The organism is Paenibacillus sp. p3-SID1389 (genome assembly GCF_025151705.1).
GTDB classification, from domain to species: Bacteria; Bacillota; Bacilli; order Paenibacillales; family Paenibacillaceae; genus Fontibacillus; species Fontibacillus phoenicis.
The window spans coordinates 1-18,456 of record NZ_JALXVO010000014.1 but is presented as its reverse complement, the minus strand read 5'-3'; the positions used below and the strand labels follow the sequence as shown (position 1 = coordinate 18,456).

The 18,456-nt window shown below is 52.5% G+C and carries 14 protein-coding genes; all 14 read right to left on the bottom strand.

Annotated features, from left to right (window positions below; all coding sequences use genetic code 11):
• Positions 1-70 precede the first annotated feature (70 nt).
• Entirely contained in the window at positions 71-340 is a 270-nt protein-coding gene (gene rpsO, locus M3G15_RS07990) for a 30S ribosomal protein S15 (protein WP_009223056.1), read from the bottom strand.
• Positions 341-513: 173 nt separating this feature from the next.
• On the bottom strand, positions 514-1,458 hold the full coding sequence (locus tag M3G15_RS07985; protein ID WP_260070579.1) for a bifunctional riboflavin kinase/FAD synthetase: 945 nt from the start codon (positions 1,456-1,458) through the stop codon (positions 514-516).
• A gap of 45 nt (positions 1,459-1,503) precedes the next feature.
• On the bottom strand, positions 1,504-2,421 hold the full coding sequence (gene truB / locus M3G15_RS07980) for a tRNA pseudouridine(55) synthase TruB (RefSeq protein ID WP_260070578.1): 918 nt from the start codon (positions 2,419-2,421) through the stop codon (positions 1,504-1,506).
• Entirely contained in the window at positions 2,418-3,398 is a 981-nt protein-coding gene (locus tag M3G15_RS07975; protein WP_260070577.1) for a DHH family phosphoesterase, read from the bottom strand. The genes truB and M3G15_RS07975 overlap by 4 nt, the downstream gene beginning before the upstream one ends.
• A gap of 85 nt (positions 3,399-3,483) precedes the next feature.
• The gene (gene rbfA / locus M3G15_RS07970; protein WP_009223052.1) at positions 3,484-3,837 is read right to left on the bottom strand and encodes a 30S ribosome-binding factor RbfA; all 354 of its coding nucleotides are present in this window, start codon (positions 3,835-3,837) and stop codon (positions 3,484-3,486) included.
• A gap of 14 nt (positions 3,838-3,851) precedes the next feature.
• Positions 3,852-6,419 carry a translation initiation factor IF-2 gene (gene infB, locus M3G15_RS07965; protein WP_009223051.1) on the bottom strand — a complete coding sequence of 856 codons (2,568 nt, stop codon included), beginning with the start codon at positions 6,417-6,419 and terminating at the stop codon, positions 3,852-3,854.
• Positions 6,412-6,741, bottom strand: a complete 330-nt coding sequence (locus tag M3G15_RS07960) for a L7Ae/L30e/S12e/Gadd45 family ribosomal protein (RefSeq protein WP_009223050.1) — start codon at positions 6,739-6,741, stop codon at positions 6,412-6,414. Before M3G15_RS07960 ends, infB begins: the two co-directional genes overlap by 8 nt.
• The gene (gene rnpM / locus M3G15_RS07955; protein ID WP_009223049.1) at positions 6,734-7,048 is read right to left on the bottom strand and encodes an RNase P modulator RnpM; all 315 of its coding nucleotides are present in this window, start codon (positions 7,046-7,048) and stop codon (positions 6,734-6,736) included. Before rnpM ends, M3G15_RS07960 begins: the two co-directional genes overlap by 8 nt.
• Positions 7,049-7,063: 15 nt before the next feature.
• Complete coding sequence (gene nusA, locus M3G15_RS07950; protein WP_009223048.1) at positions 7,064-8,161, bottom strand: transcription termination factor NusA; 1,098 nt, start codon at positions 8,159-8,161, stop codon at positions 7,064-7,066.
• Positions 8,162-8,202: 41 nt separating this feature from the next.
• Positions 8,203-8,664: a ribosome maturation factor RimP gene (gene rimP / locus M3G15_RS07945; RefSeq protein ID WP_009223047.1), complete on the bottom strand. Its 462-nt coding sequence runs from the start codon at positions 8,662-8,664 to the stop codon at positions 8,203-8,205.
• A 556-nt stretch (positions 8,665-9,220) separates the two neighbouring features.
• A complete protein-coding gene (locus M3G15_RS07940; protein WP_260070576.1) occupies positions 9,221-13,540 on the bottom strand; it encodes a PolC-type DNA polymerase III in 4,320 nt (1,439 codons plus the stop codon).
• A 187-nt stretch (positions 13,541-13,727) separates the two neighbouring features.
• Entirely contained in the window at positions 13,728-15,179 is a 1,452-nt protein-coding gene (gene proS, locus M3G15_RS07935; RefSeq protein WP_016312407.1) for a proline--tRNA ligase, read from the bottom strand.
• Between the two features lie 76 nt (positions 15,180-15,255).
• The gene (rseP, locus tag M3G15_RS07930) at positions 15,256-16,530 is read right to left on the bottom strand and encodes an RIP metalloprotease RseP (protein WP_028540090.1); all 1,275 of its coding nucleotides are present in this window, start codon (positions 16,528-16,530) and stop codon (positions 15,256-15,258) included.
• A gap of 141 nt (positions 16,531-16,671) precedes the next feature.
• The gene (locus M3G15_RS07925; RefSeq protein ID WP_085278770.1) at positions 16,672-17,811 is read right to left on the bottom strand and encodes a 1-deoxy-D-xylulose-5-phosphate reductoisomerase; all 1,140 of its coding nucleotides are present in this window, start codon (positions 17,809-17,811) and stop codon (positions 16,672-16,674) included.
• Positions 17,812-18,456: the final 645 nt, after the last annotated feature.

Below are 18,456 nucleotides of genomic sequence, written 5' to 3'. Positions count from 1 at the left end.
CCGGCCGCACACCGCACGCTTCGCCAGCGTCCGCCATGCAACTAGGCTGCTTTTATACAAACTTGTTTAATTAACGACGCAATCCAAGTTTCTCGATCAAAGCGGAGTAACGATTTACGTCTTTGTTCTTCAAGTAAGCCAACAATTTCCGACGTTGACCAACCATCTTCAGAAGACCGCGACGGGAATGATGGTCCTTCTTGTGTGTACGCAAGTGGTCCGTCAAATTCACGATGTTCTCCGTAAGGATAGCAATTTGCACCTCAGGGGATCCGGTATCGGACTCATGAGTTCTGTGCTCTTGGATCAATTGTTGTTTACGTTCTTGAGTCAATGCCATCCTGTTCACCTCCTTTATCTCAAATCGCCGTTAGCCTCGTCGCCGGCGGTGAAACCGTGCAACCAAGCCAAGGTTCTCGCTGCCGATTGGAAAAAGCAAAGTTCTTCCGCATGACAACGTTACATAGTATACCACAGCCGATGGGCAAAGTAAATGCCGGATCGGTTTAGTTATCAGGAATCTTTCAGCAATCGTTTAGCCGTTTCCGCATCCTGTCCAATTTGAGCGATCAGCTCATCCAGGGAGCCGAACTTGCGCTCCGCCCGAATATAATGAACTAATTCCACAGACAAGCTTTCGTCATAAATCTCGCCGGAAAAATCAAACAGATGGGCTTCCAGCCAAAAGATTTTGCCGTTCTCATGAAAGGTTGGCTTAACCCCAACGTTCATCACGCCGGAGTACGTCGTACCTTCGCGCGTAACTCGCACGGCGTAGACCCCGCTGGCCGGGACGACGTAGTGCTCCGCCAGCTGCAGATTGGCTGTAGGGAATCCGAGCTGGCGGCCGCGTTTCTCGCCGTGCATGACCGTCCCTCTCAGCGTATACGTCCGCCCAAGCCAACGATTCGCTAGCTCAATCTTCCCTTCCTGCAGCGCTTTGCGAATCCCTGAACTGCTGACCTTCTCCCCGTCGATCAGGAACGGCGGCACGGTGTGCACGTCAAGGACGTTGCCGCTCAATTCACGCAGCATGCTCGCATCCCCTTCGCCCCGGTAGCCGTAACGGAAGTCAAAGCCAACCACCGCGGTGTGCACCTGAAGCGGCACCAGGATGCCGGAAACGAAGTTCTGCGGACTTACCCGCGAGAAGGCATCGTTGAATTCAACGATATATACGTAATCCACGCCCATCTCGCGCAGAATACGCTCCTTCTCCTTCGGCGGCGTCAAATATCCGTCGTAGTCGCCTTTTTTCATAACTTCCTTCGGATGGGGATGAAAAGTCATGACGGAGGCAGGAAGACCTAGTTCGCCAGCCAACCGGACAGCCGAATCAATCACGCTGGCATGTCCCAGGTGAAGGCCGTCAAATTGGCCGATCGCCAGCACTTGCGGACGGGCATGTTGTTCTATAAATCGTTCATTTAGTGGATATGATAAATGTATCGTTTCCATGATCGTGTCACCTGCAATTTCCCTCGGAATGCGCATTTCTTGAGGCTATTCGGGTAAAAACACTTTAACCGCCTTCACGGCCTTCGTTCCCTTTTCTACCCGGAAGATGCCTAAAAATTGCTGTTCGGGGCTGTACAGCCGCAGGGTCTCTCCGCGCTTAACCGCCGGAGAGACCACAGAGGGGGACAGCCGCTGACCTTGCAATGCTGCCTTGACCTTCTCGGCAGCAACCGTGTGAGCCGGCAAATGCTGAACAGCTCGATCGACCGGCAGTAAATAATCTTGCAGCGATCCGCTTGCCGCGTGGCGGGCCACCTCATCCAGCGTCAGACAATGCGACTCCGTGATCCCCGCCGACATCGTCCGCTTCAGCTCCGTCATCGCTGCAGGCACGCCTAGTGCACGTCCGATATCAACGCAGAGCGTACGGATATAAGTTCCTTTGGAGCATAACGCACGAAAAGAAATCCGCGGATGCGGCCCCTCCGGATGAAAAGCAAGCAGCTCCAATTGATAGATTGTGACTTCCCGGGGCTTACGCTCCACGGTCTTCCCTTCCCGTGCCAGTTCATACAGACGTTTACCGTCTTGCTTCAGCGCCGAATACATCGGCGGAATTTGCGAGATCGTGCCAACAAAACGGGACAACACGCGCCGTACGTCCTCTTCCGTCACCTGAACCTCATTTACCTGTTCGATGATTTCGCCGGTCATGTCCTCTGTATCGGTCGCAACGCCAAGCACCAAGGTCGCTTCGTATTCCTTCGGCAAGTCCTGCAAATACTCCACCATTCGCGTTGCACGGCCCAGGCATAGAGGCAGCACTCCGGTGACCGCCGGGTCTAACGTACCCGTATGGCCGATCCGCTTCATTTTCAAAATCCCCCGGCATTTGGCAACCACGTCATGCGATGTAAAACCGGCCGGCTTGTGGATGGGCAAAATGCCTTCGTATGCGTTCATAGCTGCAGCCTCACTTGTTCCAACACTCTAGGGACAACCGTGTCTAGGGTCCCTTCAATGCGAGCACCCGCGGCCCGGACATGGCCGCCGCCGCCAAAGCTTTGGGCCACCTTGGCCACGTCGACTTTTCCCGCCGAGCGCATGCTCACCTTTATGGTTTGTTCGTTAATGACTTTAAACAACAGGCCTACTTCGACCCCTTGGATATTTCGCGGATAGTTGACGATGCCTTCCATATCCTCGTGAACGGCGCCAGTCGCCTTCAGGTCCTCATCTGTAACCGATACCCAGCCAATCTTCCCGTCTTCCGTAAGCTGAAGACCGTTTAAAGCCCGAGTCAGCAAACGCAGCTGCGGAAGCGTCATTTGCTCTAGCAGCAATTCGGATAAAGCGGGACCGTCCACGCCGTATTCCAGCAGTTTGGAGGCAGCCGCCATCACCTTCGGCGACGTGTTGGAGTACCGGAACCCGCCGGTATCCGTCAGCAGTCCGGTATAAAGCACCGTTGCTATCGTTTCATCCAACGGCAGACCCATATAGTTGATCAGATCAAACAAAATTTCAGCGGTCGCCGCCGCATTTGGCACTACAAGATTCACCGAGCCGTAGTGGTCGTTGGTCGGATGGTGGTCGATGTTCAGCAGTCGTGCCCCTTCGGCAAACCATTCATGCGTCGTGCCAACCCGTTTGAAATCCGCGCAGTCCACGCAAATCACATGATCAAATTTGCGGTCAAGCGGCGTCACCGACAAATCGAGAATCTCGTCCGCATGCCACAAATAATGCATCCGCTTTGGGATCGGGCCTTCGTTGACCATCACGAATTTTTTACCCAGACATGACAGAAGCCAGCCCACCGCAAGGGTGGAACTGACTGCGTCACCGTCCGGCTGAACATGCGACACAATTAGGAAATGATCATTCTGAGTCAGGAACTCCTTGGTCTGACTCAGCTCCCTTTCATAGGTCGTCTGCATTGCCGTCTCCTTTAGGGACCTACAAAACTCATCCGCTAATCTTCATTCAAGGGTGGCAGATGAGTTATCGATTCCCTTTCATATTTCATTCTTTGTGCTCTTGCGTAATTTCGCCGAGAAGCTTCTCTATCCGGCTGCCGTAAGCGATAGATTCGTCGATTTTGAAAATCAGCTCCGGCGTGTGGCGCAGCCGAATTCGTTTGCCAATTTCGGTGCGCAGGAAGCCGGTCGCTTTCTCCAGCCCTTTTAAAGATTCGTTCTTCTGCTCCTCGTCGCCAAATACGCTGAGGTAAACTTTGGCCTGCGACAAATCATTTGTCACATCGACCCCGGTCACCGTGACAAAACCGATGCGCGGATCTTTCAGTTCACTCTGGATGAGCACACTAAGTTCTTTCTTAATCTGTTCGCCTACGCGGCCGGTACGATTTTTGGCCATTTTAGACACCCACCTTACTTCGGTTCAACAGTTTCCATGACGAACGCTTCAATGACGTCGCCTTCTTTAATGTCGTTGTAATTGTCCAAGGTAATCCCGCACTCGTAACCTTGAGCAACTTCCTTCGCGTCGTCCTTGAAACGTTTGAGCGAATCGATTTTGCCTTCGTATACGACGATTCCGTCACGAATCAAGCGGACTTCCGCCGTACGGGTAATTTTACCGGAAGTCACCATACAGCCTGCAATCGTTCCGACCTTGCTGATCTTGAACGTATTACGGACTTCCGCGTGACCGATAACCGACTCTTTATAAACCGGATCAAGCATCCCTTTCATCGCTTGCTCGATCTCTTCGATTGCGTTGTAAATGACGCGGTGCAAGCGGATGTCAACCTTCTCTTGCTCCGCTGTCGCTTTCGTTTGGTTGTCCGGACGGACGTTGAACCCGATGATAATCGCGTTCGAAGCCGCCGCCAAGATGACATCGGATTCGGTAATCGCACCGGCCCCGCTGTGGATAATCTTGACGCGAACGCCTTCGACTTCGATCTTCTCGAGTGCGCCTCTGAGCGCTTCAACCGAACCTTGCACGTCGGCTTTGATGATCACGTTGAGATCCTTGATTTCGCCTTCCTTGATATGGCGGAACAGATCATCCAGTGTAACGCGCGTATTGGCACCCAAATCGGATTGACGCTGCATCGTAGCCCGTTTGTCCGCGATCGACCGCGCTTTGCGTTCGTCCTCGAAGACCATAAACGGATCGCCGGCTTGCGGTACCTCCGTCAGACCGGTAATTTCCACCGGCGTCGACGGACCTGCTTCTTTCAAGCGGCGCCCGCGATCGTTAACCATCGCGCGGACGCGGCCGAAGCAGTTCCCTGCAACGAAGGCGTCGCCGACCTTCAACGTTCCGTGCTGTACCAACACGCGAGCTACCGGACCGCGGGTTTTATCGAGCTCGGCTTCGATGACCGCACCGCGAGCGCGTTTATCCGGGTTGGCTTTGTACTCGTTCACTTCGGCTACCAGCAGAATCATTTCGAGCAGGTTTTCCAAGCCGATTTTTTGCTTCGCAGAGACGTTGACGAAAATCGTGTCGCCTCCCCATTCTTCCGGCACAAGCTCATACTCCGTCAATTCTTGCTTCACTCGATCCGGATTTGCCTCCGGTTTGTCGATCTTGTTCACAGCAACGATAATTGGCAAGCCTGCTGCTTTGGCATGGTTCACCGCTTCGACCGTCTGCGGCATCACGCCGTCATCCGCAGCAACGACGATAATCGTAATATCCGTTAACTGGGCACCGCGGGCACGCATCGCTGTAAACGCTTCGTGGCCTGGCGTATCCAGGAACGTGATCTTCTTGCCGTTGATTTCGACTTGGTATGCCCCGATATGCTGCGTGATCCCGCCGGCTTCGCCGCCGGTGACGTTGGTGGAACGAATGGCGTCCAGCAGCGTCGTTTTCCCGTGGTCAACGTGACCCATGATCGTAACGACTGGTGGACGTTCTTTCAGATCTGCCTCATCGTCAACCTCTTCGATCGTTTCGAAACGGTCTTCTTCCACCGGAATTTTCAATTCAACCTCAACGCCGTAGTCACTTGCCAGCAGCTGGATCGTGTCAAGGTCAAGCTCTTGGTTAATGGTTGCCAAGACGCCGAGCAGCATCAGCTTTTTGATCACTTCGGAAGCGTCCTTATGCAGCAATTTGGCGGTTTCGCCAACCGTCATCGTGCCGCGGACGATAATTTTCTTCGGCGTATTGTCGATCTTCTCGCGTGGAGGCTGCTGCGGAGCACCTTTGCCGCGCCCGCCTTTGCCGCCACGATTATTTTTGAAATTGGCGCCGTTGCGGTTATCATCGTAACCTCTTTGGTTTTTGCCGCCGTTATTATTTCCTTTTCTTTGCCCTTGACCTTTGCCGCCGCCGTTTCCGCCGCCAAAATTGTTGCTTGGCGCAAAGCTGCGGTTTCCGCCGCTATTTTGGCCTTGAGCTGGGCGCTGACCGCTATCATTCCGCTGGCCGCCTTGACCGGCTCCCCGGTTCCCTTGCGGGTTCCGGTTTGCACTGGAGGAATTTCCTCCGCCTTGGCCTTGCGGTCGTGAGTTTTGATGATTGCCGCCGTTCGGACGGCTGGATCTTTCTTGAACTGCCGTACTGCCACCTGCATTGGTTTGGTTTGTTTTTGGTTTATTATTCATGCTTACCTGCTTTTCCTGTTGATTTTGGTTTTTTACGGGTGCGTTTGCGCCGCGTCCCTGATCTCCGCGATGACCGGAAGATTCTCCGGATGTAGCTTTCGGTGTTTGGCTCCCTCCTGCGGAAGCCGATGCCGGCGATTTGGCAGAGGAATCGTTGCGCCCCGAGCTTTCTCGTTTCGCCGCCGCGTTGCTTTTAATATCCTTGAAAAACTGTTCCACACGGGCTACTGCATCGTTCTCCATGACGCTCATGTGATTGTTGACCGGGATATTCAGACGCTTAAGAATCGTGATAATTTCTTTGCTGCTCATGTTGAGCGATTTAGCGTATTCGTACACCCTGAGCTTATCTTGTTTTTCTTGTTTACTCAATATACTCCACCTCCGATGTTTTCAAGATCGCTTTGCGGATCATCTCGGTAAACCCTGGATCGGTGATCGCCAGAACAACCCGTTCCGGTTTGCCAACACTTCTCCCGAGCGCTTCACGGTCAAATCCGATGATCAGCGGAATGTTGTAGGTCCCGCATTTGTCCCGGAATTTCTTCTGTGTATTGGCGGAAGCATCCCCCGCAACGATGACGAGCTTGGCTTCTCTTGAACGAATCGACTTCAGGACGAGTTCGTCCCCTGTCACCAGTTTACCGGCTCGCATGGCGAGACCAAGACCGGACAACGGCTGGGCCTTACTCATCTTCATCCTCATCTCGAGCCTGAGCAGCAAGGAATTCATCCTCGACGGCCAAGAAATCGCGAGCGAGCTGTTCATAAACCTCGTTACCAACCGGAGCTTTGAGCGCCCGATCAAGAGCACGCGATTTATGAGCGAGCTTAAAGCATTCCGTCTTGCCGCAGAGATAAGCGCCGCGGCCCGACTTTTTGCCCGTTAAGTCGATCGATACCTCGCCCTCCGGGGAACGCACAATCCGGATCAGCGTCTTCTTGGGCATCATTTCCTGGCAAGCTACGCATTTGCGCAGCGGTACTTTTCTTTGCTTCATCCTTGCCACCTCCCGTTAATCCACGGAGATGGAATCCTGAGGCATTTCGCCTTGATCGGTTTTTTCTCTGCCGAATTCCTCTTCCGCTTGGGTTTCGCTCTTGATGTCGATTTTCCAACCGGTCAATTTGGCGGCGAGACGCGCGTTCTGTCCTTTAATGCCAATTGCCAGAGACAACTGGTAATCCGGCACGATGACGCGGGCCATCTTCTCCGCTTCAAACACCTGCACCTCGAGCACTTTGGACGGGCTCAGCGCATTGGCTACATACTCCTCAACATTTTCCGAATAACGAACGATGTCAATTTTCTCTCCGCGCAGCTCGTTAACAATCGTTTGCACACGCGTGCCCTTCGGGCCAACGCAGGAGCCAACAGGATCCACTTCGCTGTTGCGGGAGTATACGGCGATTTTGGAGCGGAAGCCGGCTTCGCGGGCTACGGAACGAATCTCCACGACTCCGTCGAAAATTTCCGGAACCTCCAGCTCGAACAAGCGCTTCAGCAAGCCCGGATGCGTACGGGACAACAAAATTTGCGGTCCCTTCGTCGTATTTTCCACTTTCGTAATATACGCCTTAATCCGGTCGCCGTGCTTGAACTTCTCGTTTGGCATCAATTCGTTCAGCGGCAAATGGGCTTCCACCTTGCCAAGATCAACGTAGATGTTACGTAAGTCCTGACGTTGTACGATCCCGGTTACGATGTCCTCTTCCTTCTCCACGAACGCATTATAGATTAGTCCGCGCTCGGCCTCGCGAATGCGCTGCGTCACGACTTGCTTCGCCGTTTGTGCCGCGATCCGGCCGAAGTCCCGAGGAGTCACCTCAATTTCAGTAATGTCGTCCAGATGATAGTTTGGATTAATCTCACGGGCTGCCTGCAGTGAAATTTCCGTCCGCGGATCAAGGACTTCTTCTACGACAAGCTTGCGCGCATAAACTTTGATTTCGCCGGTATGGCGGTTCATATCCACACGCACGTTTTGCGCCGTATTAAAGTTACGTTTGTAGCTGGAGATCAGCGCGGCTTCGATCGCTTCGAACAAGATGTCCTTGCTGATTCCTTTTTCCCTTTCCAATTCGTTCAAGGCTTCGATAAAATCCATGCTCATTTGCCTCGATTTCCCCCTTTCATAATTCCCCGCAGGTCACACTAGAAAATAATGGCCAATCTTGCGCTGGCAACTTTGTTATATGGAATGGCGTGACGCTTCTTCCCGACTTCGACAACTAATTCGTCCCCATCGAAGGAAAGAAGCCGGCCTTCAAATTCTTTCAGGCCGTCTACCGGTTCGTATGTAGTCACAAAAACGTCTTTGCCGACCGCCTTGGAGACATCCTCGGCTTTCTTCAAGGGGCGTTCCGCTCCCGGCGAAGACACTTCCAGAAAATAAGCCGACGGAATCGGATCATTCTCGTCGAGCTTCTCGCTAAGGTATTCGCTGATCCGGCCGCAGTCATCGATGTCGATGCCACCTTCTTTGTCGACAAATACGCGGAGGAACCAGTTGCTGCCCTCCTTGACGTATTCCACGTCAACCAGTTCAAAGCCGTTCTCCTCCAAATAAGGCGTGACCATTTGCTCGACGGTCGCTTTGATCTTTGGTGTGCTCAAGCGTACATTACCTCCAATAATTCAATCCTATATACCAAAGATTAAAGAGTGGGTTTCCCCACTCTTTAAACAACGGTTCTATCTTCATGATTGCCAAAAAAATTATAACATAGTACATACCAAGTGACAAGTAAAACACCTTTACTCCTAAAGGTAGTTTAAAAAGCCATCTTCGGATCACGAAGCGAATACGAGAAGTTTATTCGACGTCGAATCTTGAACTCAGCCCGGCCTTCCGTTGCTCACGTACCTCTTTGTACGCTCCGCTACTCAGTCCTGACTTCGTCCAACCTTCTTGGTGCTCCAAACCTGTCTTTTTAAACCTTCAATAAACCAGTAGCTTAAAAAGCCATCTTCGGATCACGAAGCGAATACGAGAAGTTTATTCGACGTCGAATCTTGAACTCAGCCCGGCCCTCCGTTGCTCACGTACCTCTTTGTACGCTCCGCTACTCAGTCCTGACTTCGTCCAACCTTCTTGGTGCTCCAAACCTGTCTTTTTAAACCTTCAATAAACCAGTAGCTTAAAAAGCCATCTTCGGATCACGAAGCTAGATTAAAATAAGGACAATTGATTGCTTTCCGGCAGGCCGCGGAAGCAGCCCATGGAACCTAGGAGCTCCATGATCGTTTTGCTCGCTTTGGATTTCTGCTGGAAGTCCTCGATCGACAGAAATTCGCCTTGCTCTTTCGCTGCAGCGATATTCTTGGCCGCGTTCTCCCCAATCCCGGCAAGGGCCGAGAACGGCGGAATCAGCGAATCGCCGTCGACGATAAACTTCGTAGCGTCGGAGCGATACAGGTCGATCGGCTTGAAATGGAAGCCGCGGGCCGTCATTTCCAGCGCCATTTCCAAGATCGGCAGCATGTTCTTCTCCTTCGGCAGCGCCTGGAAGCCCTTCTGCTCGATCTCTTCAATTTTGCGGTAGATCGCCTCATACCCTTGGCAGCACAGCTCGATATCAAAGTCCTCACCGCGGACCGAGAAATACGTCGCATAATATTCGATCGGATAATACAGCTTGAAATATGCGGTCCGCACCGCGGAGATAACGTAGGCAGCGGCGTGCGCCTTCGGGAACATGTACTGGATCTTCAAGCAGGAATCGATGTACCATTGCGGTACTTTACACTTTTTCATTTCCTCGATCCATTCCGGCGTCAACCCTTTCCCTTTACGGACGCTCTCCGTAATTTTAAAGGCCAAGCCGGCATCCATCCCCGCTTTATAAATCAGGTACAACATGATATCGTCACGACACCCGATTACGGTTTTGATGTTACAGGTTCCGTTTTTGATCAATTCCTGAGCATTCCCCAGCCATACGCCGGTTCCGTGTGACAGCCCGGAGATTTGCAGTAAGTCAGCAAAGGAAGACGGCTGCGATTCCACCAGCATCTGGCGAACAAACTTCGTCCCCATCTCCGGGATCCCATAAGTGGCAACCGGGGTACGGATCTGTTCCGGTGTAACCCCGAGGGCATCCGTTGAGTTGAACATGCTCATCACTTTCGGGTCATTCATGGGGATCGTCGTTGGATCGACCCCGGTCAAATCCTGCAGCATCCGCATCATCGTCGGATCATCGTGCCCCAGAATATCCAGCTTGAGCAGGTTCGCGTCGAAGGCGTGGTAATCGAAATGGGTTGTTTTCCATTCGGATTCGGTATCATCGGCCGGGTACTGTACGGGAGTGATATCTTCCACATCAATGTAATCCGGTACGACGACGATCCCGCCGGGATGCTGCCCGGTACTGCGCTTGACGCCGGTACATCCCGCCGCCAGACGGTTCAGCTCCGCCCCGCGCCAATGCTTGTTATGCTCTTCTTCGTATTTCTTGGCAAAGCCAAACGCGGTTTTCTCCGCAACCGTACCGATGGTTCCTGCACGGAATACGTTCTTTTCACCGAACAGGACCTTGGTATAGTTATGGGCGACCGGTTGATATTCACCGGAGAAGTTAAGGTCAATATCGGGGACCTTGTCGCCTTTAAAGCCCAGGAATGTCTCGAACGGAATGTCCTGGCCTTCGCCCTTCAGCTTGCCGCCGCATTTCGGGCAGCTTTTGTCGGGAAGGTCGAAGCCGCTGGGCACGCTGCCGTCCAGGAACCATTCGCTATATTTGCATTCGGGATTTTGACAGATATAATGAGCCGGCAGCGGATTCACCTCGGAAATCCCGAGGAACAGCGCGACCACCGACGAACCGACCGAACCCCGGGAACCCACGAGATACCCGTCTTGGTTCGACTTCTTCACCAGCCGCTCGGAAATCAGATAGTTGGCCGAGAACCCGTATTTGATAATCGGCTCCAGCTCTTTCTCCAACCGCTTCACAATTACTTCAGGCAATTCTTCGCCGTAAATCGATTTGGCGGTATCGTAGCACTTCTGACGGATTTCCTCGTCGGCTCCTTCAATGATCGGAGTAAACAGCTTGTCCGGGAACAATTCAATTTCCTCGAATCTATCCGCCAACGCCGAAGTATTGGTAACCACCACTTCCCAAGCTTTCTCCTGGCCCAGGAACGCGAATTCCTCCAGCATCTCCTCCGTTGTCCGGAAATGCGCATCCGGCTTGCGGACTTCCTTCAACGGGCTGAACCCGGTGATCCCGTGGATCGTAATGTCACGGAACAGCTTGTCTTTCGGATCTAAGTAGTGCACATTCCCGGTGGCAACAACCGGCTTGTCCAGCTTCATCCCGATCTCTACGATTTTGCGAATCGCAGTTTGCAGTTCTTCCGTGCTGCCGACGAGCCCTTTTTCTACGAGATGCATATACATCGTCAGCGGCTGAATTTCGAGCACATCGTAAAATTCTGCAACCGCTTCGGCTTCCTCCACCGATTTGTTCAATACGGTCTCGAAGAATTCGCCCTTCTCGCAGCCGGAGAGAATCAGCAGACCTTCCCGCAGCTCCACCAGCTTGGATTTGGGAATACAAGGCACCCGCTTGAAATATTCCGTATGCGACAACGAGATGAGCTTAAACAGGTTTTTCTTGCCGACCGGATTCAGTGCATAAATGCCGCAATGGAACGGACGGGCATTGGACAAGTCTTTCCCGACCTTATCGTTCAAACGGTCAAGCGTCTTGTATCCTTCAATCTTGACCGCATCATCCAGCAGACCGTTTAAGATCTCACCCAGCGCCACGGTATCATCGATCGCCCGGTGGTGGTTCTCCAGCGAAACCTTGTACTTGGCAGCCAGAGTGTTCAGTCTGTGATTTTTCATCGTCGGGAACAGCATCCGGGCCAGCTCCAGTGTATCAAGCACCGGGTTTTCCATGATTGGCAGACCCAGCTCCTTGAGCTTAGCATTAACAAAGTCATAGTCAAACCGGGCGTTATGGGCCACCAAAATCGCATCCTCGGCGAACTCCACGAACCGTTTCAGCACCGGCTCCACATCAGGCGCATCCTTCACCATGTCATCGTTGATATTGGTCAACTGTTGAATATGGTACGGGATTCGTTCATGCGGATTTACGAAGGTCGCATATCGGTCGATCTCTTTACCTTCCCGCATTTTCACAGCCGCAATTTCAATGATTTTGTTTTGGGTTACCGACAAACCGGTGGTCTCGATGTCAAATACAACGTAGGTCGCCGTCTTCAACTCGTCCCCTCTCGGGTTCAGCACAACCGCGACATCATCATTAACAACATTGGCTTCCACGCCGTAAATCATCTTAATGCCATGCTTCTTCGCAGCCTTCGCCGCGTCCGGGAAACTTTGCACACCGCCGTGGTCCGTCACAGCGATCGCTTTATGTCCCCATTTTGCCGCCATTTTCACATAATCGCCAATCGGCGTGACGGCGTCCATCGTACTCATCGTCGTGTGCAGATGGAATTCAACCCGCTTCTCCGACGCGTTATCCATTCGTCCTGGAGGTGCGGGCACCTCAACCAGATCCGACGGAATCATGACCAACTCGGGAACCGGCATAAAGCGGTCCATTTCTACTTTCCCCCGTGCCTTGATCCATTTCCCGTTGGCGAGTTGCCCCATAATCTTCAGATCTTCTTTATTTTTGGCGAACAATTTCAGCTGCAGGGAATCGGAGAAATCGGTCAGGAAAAACGTAAACAAGGTGTTGCCGTTTCGCAGCTCCTTGCGATCCAGGCCAAAAATCGTCCCCTGAATCGTAATCTTCTTCTCTTCGTCCTGGATTTGCTGAAGCGGTACAGGCGGATCCTTGATCTCGTTCCCAAGCTGCAGCTTGACCACTTCGCCCCCATCGTCTTCTTCCGGAGGAGCTTCCACGGTCATGCTCTCCATCATCTGTTGAATAACTTCGCGTTCTTCCTCCACGATCCGCTGCTGGAACTCTTCAAACGCTTCGACGTTCGGCTCTCCGGTTTGCAGTTTGATTCTTAACGGCAGGGCAAAATAGGTTTCATAATACACGGTGATGGCTTTGTCAATCTGTTTCTTCCGCGCCAACTCCAGCGCCATAGCGTCGCCAAATGTTACGGTGACCATATCGCCGTCGATATCCAGCCCGGCTCTCGCCATCCAGCCATTGACCGACGGAATCTGGCGTTTCACCCATTCGAGAAACAGCGGCCAATATTCTTCAACAATGTCTTTGGCGATCAACCCGCCGCCGTAATGAAACTCAAAAGAAATGATGGCGATATGCTCCATCCGTTCTCTGACCCGCAGGCAAAAGGTGCGGTAGGCTTGAGCCGGCACCAGCGTGTCCTTCTGAATGGTGATTCTCCATTCCCGATTGCTGCGACTGACCTCTACTTTTTCGATATGCCCGTCAAGAAAATACGGATCGATCAGCGAAGCGGGCACATCCGCCTGCTTCATCAACAGCTCCAGCCGGTTTCTCTTGTCTTGCGTCTCGGTCATGTCCTCTCCCCTCACCTTGCTTGCTGACTTCTTCCCATGATTCGAAAAAAAGGCTTCCGGCGGTGATGCCGGCGGCGTAATAAGCCTGCAGGCGCTTGACTGCCGAAAGCCCTCTTGTGGTTGTGCCATTCGCCCGCGTCCTCAGCTTCCCCAAACTCTTAGCGGGACGGTAACGCGAAAGTTATTCTTAATAGGCTCTGGCAAAAACAACGGTATGTTTCGCTGGATTCCCGCAAACGAGGCAGGTATCCTTCGTCGTTTGAGGATGGAATGGGATATTGCGGCTGGTTGCGCCCGTTTCTTCCTTCACCGTGCGTTCGCATGCTTCCGAACCGCACCATCCGGCCAAGGTGAAGCCGCGTTTCTCTTCGATGCTGGCCTTCATTTCATCCAGCGTATCGACGGTGTAGAAATGCTCTTCTCGGAACGCTTTAGCCCGCTCGTACATTTCCTGATGAACCTGCTCCAGCATAGCCTGAACCTCTTCGACTAACCGGTCCTGTTGAACAACCTTCTTCTCGCCGCTGATACGGGAGACAAGAACGCAAACGCCGTTCTCCATATCGCGAGGTCCAATTTCCAAACGAACCGGTACACCGCGCATTTCGTACTCGTTAAACTTCCAGCCTGGGCGGAAGTCAGCGCGGTCATCAATCCCAACGCGAATGCCCGCTTTCTTCAGCTCGGCGAACAGCTCGTCCGCTCTGCCTACAACGGCTTCCCAAGTTTTTGGCGGGCCAATCGGAATAATCATGACCTGCTTCGGCGCAACCTTCGGCGGCAAGGCCAGCCCACGGTCATCGCCATGCACCATGATCAGCGAGCCGATCAACCGGGTGCTGACGCCCCAGGACGTCGTATGAACGTATTCGCGTACATTCTCACGGTTGAGATATTGAATATCAAACGCCTTCGCAAAATTGGTTCCCAAATAGTGCGAGGTTCCTGCTTGTACCGCACGTCCGTCCTTCATCATCGCTTCGATCGAATAAGTATCGACAGCACCTGCAAATTTCTCAGAAGGCGTTTTTTGCCCGACAATTACCGGGATCGCCAAATAATTTTCCACGAAGTCGCGGTAAATTTCCAGCATGCGCATCGTCTCTTCGCGAGCTTCCTGCTCGTTCTCGTGCGCCGTATGGCCTTCCTGCCATAAGAATTCGCTTGTACGGAGGAATGGCAGCGTCCGTTTCTCCCAACGCACTACATTCGCCCATTGGTTGATCAACACCGGCAAATCGCGATAGGATTGGATCCATTTTTCATACATATGCCCAATCATCGTCTCAGATGTCGGACGGATCGCCAGACGCTCCTCCAGCTTCTCGCCAGCCGCCTCGGTCACCCAAGGAAGTTCCGGGTTAAAGCCTTCAACGTGTTCTTTTTCCTTCTGGAAGAAGCTCTCCGGAATAAACAGCGGAAAATAAGCGTTGCGATGCCCCGTTTCTTTAAAACGGCGGTCCAACTCCGCTTGAATATGCTCCCAAATTTCATAGCCGTCCGGCTTAAATACGATACAGCCGCGGACCGGTGAGTAATCCATCAAATCCGCTTTTTTAATAACGTCGATATACCAACGGGAAAAATCCACTCCCTGCGGGGTAATCTCCGTGACGAATTGTTTCTCCTCGTTTGCCATAAGAACCTTTGTCCTCCCGTTAAAACCACAAGTTTAATAGTTACCTGCGCCATCAGAGCTGCGCATCCATCTTCAATCAGCCGTGAATCAAGCGCAAAATGTCATTATACGTGACCGCAATCATCAGCAGAAATAGCATCGCAAATCCGATGAAATGTACCATTCCTTCGCGGTTAGGATCAATCGGTTTGCCGCGCAAGGCCTCGACCCCTAGGAAGATCAGACGACTTCCGTCGAGCGCCGGGATCGGCAGCAGGTTAAAGATCCCCAAATAGAGGCTTAAAATTGCCGCCCAATAGGTTAACTGAACAATCCCTTGCTTCGCGATTTGACCAGTCACCTCAAAGGTGCGAACCGGTCCGCCCAGATCGTCCATGTTAAAGCGATTAATCAACTGTTTGAACCCGAGGAAAATCGCTTTTGTCGTGTTGACCATGTCCTCCCCGGCAACTTGGAACGTCTCTCCAAACGACGCACTGCGCGTCGGGAACACGGTAACGATCGTACTTCCGATTTTACCGTCCTCATTCTCCGCCCCTTTCGGGGTAATGGTGATATTTAACGTCTCGTCCCCGCGTTTGATCGTCCACGTCATCGGTTTGTTTTTCGAAGCCTGGATCATTTCGATCATTTTATTTGCATCGGTTCCGACCGGAGTTCCGTTGATCGTTTCGATGATATCGCCCGTTTTGAGCCCTACTTCCTCGGCAGGCATGCCTTTCATGACCTCACCGATTTGCAGGTGGCTGGGTTGATCCAGCGGAATTCCCGCCATTTGAGTATGCAGGGCAAACAACACAAACGCCAAAATAAAGTTCATCAAAGGACCCGCGAAAATCGACAGAGCCCGCTGTCCCACAGTTTTGCTGCCGTACTGCCGGTCTCTCGGCGCAATTTGCGTCTCTTTGCCTTTCGCCACCAGCATGGCTTGCGGATGCACACGGTAGGTGAGCGCCTCGCCGTCCACATTCAAACGTACCGCAAGATCGTCCTCAAGGTCGATGTGCTGCACTTCGCCGCGGATGACGTTCTTCCGACTGTCCAATCGGTCCAGATAAATCTTCCGAACCTTATCGTTCTCCAGACGCAAAGCAATGGTTTGTCCATCTGATATCTGAATCAGCTCCGGATCTTCCCCCGCCATACGCGCATAGCCGCCGAAAGGAAGCAAACGCAAGGTGAACTGGGTCTCCCCCCGTTTAAAAGACAGCAGCTTAGGGCCAAACCCAATGGCGAACTCCCGTACCAAGATGCCGGCACGCTTCGCAAAGAAGTAATGTCCCCATTCATGCACCGTAACGATGACGAAAAACATGAGCACCGTCAAAAATATGATTTTCAGCAATTCCAAGCGTAAGCATCCCCCTTCTGGCCACGGATCGTCCAACGTTACTTTAGATTAATATATTCTCCGATCAGGCACAAGAGAATACCGCCGCCTACAGCTTTTGATCACGAGGTCCATCTTAGGGAAGCGAAAGCCTCACCGTAATCAAAGTGTCTCCGCAAGGGCTCTTGCCCAGCGATCCGCTTCACGAATCGTTTCCAGATCCGGATGAAACTGCACCTCATGTTCGGCTAACGCCGTTTCAATGATCGCCTCGATCTGCAAGAAAGGAATCTCCCCCTTCAAAAAGCGGGCGACTGCCACTTCATTCGCGGCATTGTAAACGCTGGTTGCCGTACCACCTATTTTACCACACTCATAGGCAAGTCTTAAACAAGGGAACCGCTCGAAATCCATCTCCCGAAAATGCAGCTTCCCGATCTCGGCTAAGGACAACCGTTTTGCCGCCGATGGCCAGCGATGTGGATAGGTCAGTGCATATTGGATCGGCACGCGCATGTCCGGCGTCCCTAACTGGGCGATCACACTGCCGTCACGATACTCAACGAAGGAGTGGATGATACTTTCTGGGTGCAGCAATACCCCGATTTGCTCAAAGGGAAGCCCAAACAACCAGTGCGCTTCGATGACTTCCAATCCTTTGTTGACCATCGTGGCCGAATCGATGGTGATTTTAGCGCCCATCGACCAGTTGGGATGCTTTAAGGCATCCTCCACTGTAACCTCCCGCAGCTGCTCTCGCGTCAGATCCCGGAACGAACCGCCGGAAGCGGTCAACGTAATTTGACGAACCTCTTGCTTGTACTCACCGTTTAGGCATTGGAAAATGGCTGAGTGCTCGCTGTCAACCGGCAGCAGCGCGACCCCTTTGCGCTGAGCCATCTCTGTGACTAGGTGCCCCGCTGTAACGAGGGTTTCCTTGTTCGCCAGTGCAATGTGTTTGCCTTCCTCAATGGCCGCGAGTGTCGCAGGCAACCCTGCACTGCCAACAATGGCCGTCACAACCGTATCGGCATCAGTTCCCGCCGCCACTTCGACTAAGCCTTGCTCGCCATAGTAGAGCTCCACGCCTTCCGGCAGCTCTGGACGAATTCGATCAGCCAATTCTTTGGTAGCAACGGAGGCTTTACGAGGCCGAAACTCATGGACTTGTTCAGCAAACAATTTAAGATTGCTGCCCGCCGCCAATCCTTCCAGCCGGAACTCCCCGGGATAAGCCCGGATTACATCCAGTGTTTGCGTGCCGATGGAACCGGTCGAGCCAATCAACGCGATTTTCTTCATTGTTGCACCTACCTACCTTTTAACGGACCGTAGGGCCGTTATTCATCAATTTCCCGATCATTTCCCGCTGTAACGGACTCCAGGGGCTTTATTTGCGATCTAATGCATCTGACTTAGTGTCTTTTACCCAAATAAGGTCACTGAGGTCCATTAGCTTTTCAAACCCTTTTTTGTTACTCCAATAAGGTCTCTGGTGTCCGTAAGCCCGGCTATTCAGCACCAAGTAGCGAAAGGCCTGGCTGAAATCGAAATTTAACGCCGAACCCACGTCCATGAATCCGCTCCGTGATGGGAAGCCGATTTTAAATCCATCCGTTTAATCAAAGATTTAAAGTCGGGTTTTCAGCACCGAGAAGGTTGAATGAAGCTAGGGACTGAGTAGCGCAGCGTACATGGAGTGTACGTGAGCAACGGAAGGCCCGGCTGAGTTCAAGATTCGACGCCGCTTCCATTTCCCTGACTTCGCTTCGTGATGGAAAGCCGATTTTTAATCCATCCGTTTAATCAAAGATTTAAAGTCGGGTTTTCAGCACCGAGAAGGTTGAATGAAGCTAGGGACTGAGTAGCGCAGCGTACATGGGATGTACGTGAGCAACGGAAGGCCCGGCTGAATTCAAGATTCGACGCCGCTTCCACTTCCCTGAC

Coding starts and splice junctions, on each gene's coding strand:
- rpsO (WP_009223056.1), bottom strand. CDS start 340: ATGGCATTGACTCAAGAACGTAAACAACAATTGATCCAAGAGCACAGA.
- M3G15_RS07985 (WP_260070579.1), bottom strand. CDS start 1,458: ATGGAAACGATACATTTATCATATCCACTAAATGAACGATTTATAGAA.
- truB (WP_260070578.1), bottom strand. CDS start 2,421: ATGAACGCATACGAAGGCATTTTGCCCATCCACAAGCCGGCCGGTTTT.
- M3G15_RS07975 (WP_260070577.1), bottom strand. CDS start 3,398: ATGCAGACGACCTATGAAAGGGAGCTGAGTCAGACCAAGGAGTTCCTG.
- rbfA (WP_009223052.1), bottom strand. CDS start 3,837: ATGGCCAAAAATCGTACCGGCCGCGTAGGCGAACAGATTAAGAAAGAA.
- M3G15_RS07960 (WP_009223050.1), bottom strand. CDS start 6,741: ATGAGTAAGGCCCAGCCGTTGTCCGGTCTTGGTCTCGCCATGCGAGCC.
- rnpM (WP_009223049.1), bottom strand. CDS start 7,048: ATGAAGCAAAGAAAAGTACCGCTGCGCAAATGCGTAGCTTGCCAGGAA.
- nusA (WP_009223048.1), bottom strand. CDS start 8,161: ATGAGCATGGATTTTATCGAAGCCTTGAACGAATTGGAAAGGGAAAAA.
- M3G15_RS07940 (WP_260070576.1), bottom strand. CDS start 13,540: ATGACCGAGACGCAAGACAAGAGAAACCGGCTGGAGCTGTTGATGAAG.
- proS (WP_016312407.1), bottom strand. CDS start 15,179: ATGGCAAACGAGGAGAAACAATTCGTCACGGAGATTACCCCGCAGGGA.
- M3G15_RS07925 (WP_085278770.1), bottom strand. CDS start 17,811: ATGAAGAAAATCGCGTTGATTGGCTCGACCGGTTCCATCGGCACGCAA.